The sequence below is a fragment of the Vibrio sp. 10N.222.46.A1 genome (genome assembly GCF_041473595.1).
GTDB classification, from domain to species: domain Bacteria; phylum Pseudomonadota; class Gammaproteobacteria; order Enterobacterales; family Vibrionaceae; genus Vibrio; species Vibrio tasmaniensis_A.
Map to the genome: position 1 here is coordinate 1 of NZ_JBFRSN010001393.1, position 2,505 is coordinate 2,505.

Annotated in this window: 2 protein-coding genes; both read right to left on the reverse strand. The window is 44.1% G+C overall.

What is annotated here, in order from left to right:
• Nucleotides 1–1,681, reverse strand: a 1,681-nt coding sequence (bamA, locus tag AB4496_RS26885) for an outer membrane protein assembly factor BamA (protein WP_372132958.1), incomplete at its 3' end; no start/stop codon positions are given.
• A 48-nt stretch (nt 1,682–1,729) separates the two neighbouring features.
• Nucleotides 1,730–2,505 (reverse strand): RIP metalloprotease RseP (gene rseP, locus AB4496_RS26890; protein ID WP_372132961.1); only part of this gene is annotated, 776 nt, incomplete at its 5' end.

Here is a 2,505-nt window from a genome sequence, read left to right on the forward strand (position 1 = left end):
AGATATGCTCATCACCGTATTGGTCAATACTTCTCGCAAACTGTTCAACTTGAATATAGGTAGGAACGTTACCGATTTTGTTGTGCGTATAACCAAAACCAAACTCGAGACGGTTCAGCTCATCCATAGGGAAACCCCATGTTAAGCTCGTACCATAACTTTGGTTGGTATAATCGACAATACCCGCTTCAGAGGCTTCAAATTCGTTGTAGAAGATTTTCCCTCCCATACTCACGCCATCAAGGTTCCAGTATGGGTCGCGGTAGTCTAAGCTCACATTCTTTTGGTAATCGTTCATCATGGCGCTTACGCCAACACGGTTACCAGAACCTGCAAAGTTATCTTGCTGTAAACCAACCTGGAAGCTGACACCCGATTCAGTACCGTAGCCAACACCGAAGTTGACGCTACCCGAGTTCGCTTCCTTAACGTTGTAAACCAGATCCACTTGGTCTTCACTGCCAGGAACACGTACCGTTTGCACATCGACCGTTTCAAAAAAGCCTAAACGGTTAAGACGGTTCTTACCTGTATCAATCGACTTGGAGTTCAGCCAGCTGCCTTCCATTTGACGCATTTCACGACGCAGTACTTCATCTTTCGTTGAGTTGTTACCCGTGAATCGAATATCACGAACGTAGATACGGCTGCCCGCTTCTACATTGATAACCAACGACACTTCTTTGGTCTCATCGTCAAATTCAGGAATCGTACGAACTTGTGGGTACGCATAGCCAGATTCGCCTAGAATTCGTTTCACGCCCTCTTCTAAAGACGTTACAGAAGAACCGTTATATGTATCGCCATCTTCGAATGGCACTAACGCTTCGAAGTCAGCCTCGCGGCCGATAAGCTCACCACGGAAAGAGACATCTTTAACGGTATAAGCTTCGCCTTCATCTAGGCCTAGCGTGATGTAAACACCTTTCTTATCAGGAGAGATCGCAACCTGAGTCGAATCCACCTTAAATTTAAGGTAACCACGGTCAAGGTAGTAAGATTTCAACGCTTCGATATCACCAGCCAGTACTTGCTTCTGGTATTTTTCATCCGCAAGGAAATTCCACCATGCAACATCAACGTTCAAGTTGAAACGACTAAGTAGATCAGCGTCAGAGAAAACTTCGTTACCGATAAAGTTAATTTGCTGAATCTTAGCGGACACGCCCTCAGTAAATACAAACTTAAGGTCAGAACGGTTACGAGGCAGAGGCGTCACTACAGCTTTTACTGTCGCGTTGTATTTACCAACACTGTAGTAGAAATCTTCAAGGCCCTTCTCAATGTTACTCAGTGTAGTACGGTCAAGGGCTTCACCTTCACGAACACCAGATGCATCTAGGTTCTGCTGAAGTTGTTCTTCTTTGATCGCCTTGTTACCTGAGAATGAGATACTTGCGATGGTCGGTCGTTCTTTGACTTGAACAACTAAAACATCATCATCGCGAAGAACTTTAACGTCCTCAAAGTTGCCTGAAGCATACAGTGCACGAATGATCTCAGACACATCGCCGTCATCCACTTCATCGCCAATACGTACTGGCATTTTCAGTAGAGCTGCACCAAGTGCAACACGCTGTAAACCTTCGATCTTGATATCTTGAACTACAAAGTTTTGTGCTCCGTTCGCAGCCACACTAGTGGCCAATAGACTTGCGAACAGAATTTGCTTAATCGCCATACTTATTCTAATTATTCCTTGCTACTACCAATGCCTGTGAGAAACCATTCACAGACGAGTAAAATCATTAAATATTGCCAGAGCCATCAAAGAGAAGAGGATTGCGCCTCCCACTCTATATCCCATTTCTTGAACTTTTTCAGGTACAGGTTTACGAGTAACGGCCTCAATAGCGAAAAAGAGCAAATGTCCGCCATCAAGCATAGGCAGCGGAACTAAATTAATAATACCCAAGTTAACACTAATCAGAGCTAAAAAACCTAAGAAGTAAACTAAACCGTAATCGGCGGTTGCCCCTGCGCCTTTAGCAATTGAAATTGGGCCACTCAAGTTATTTAAGCCAACATCACCAACGATAAGCTTCTTAAGCATTGTCAGTGTCAAACCTATGATTTGACCTGTTTTATTAAATGCTTTTCCTACAGACTCAATTACACCAAATTGTAACTCAAAGCGATAATCTTCTGGCCATTCTGCGACTTCGGGAGCAATACCCGCATAGCCGATTGTAGAACCATCAGAAAATTCGCGACTATTGGGCGTCATAACCAATGACCGCTCAATACCATTTCGTAATACGACAAGGTCCAAGGGCATCATTGGGTGTGAACGGATTAATTCAACAACCGACTTCCACTGTTCAATAGGCTGACCATTAATTTCGACAATTTTATCGCCAGATTCTAGCCCTGCAGAATAGGCAGCACCGTCATCAATAACTTGAGCGAGCACTGTCGATATCTCTGGAGAATAGGGTCTAAAACCAAGCGTTGTCATTGCTGACTCAGTTTCTGGGTTGAACGACCAGTCAGAAATATCCAATG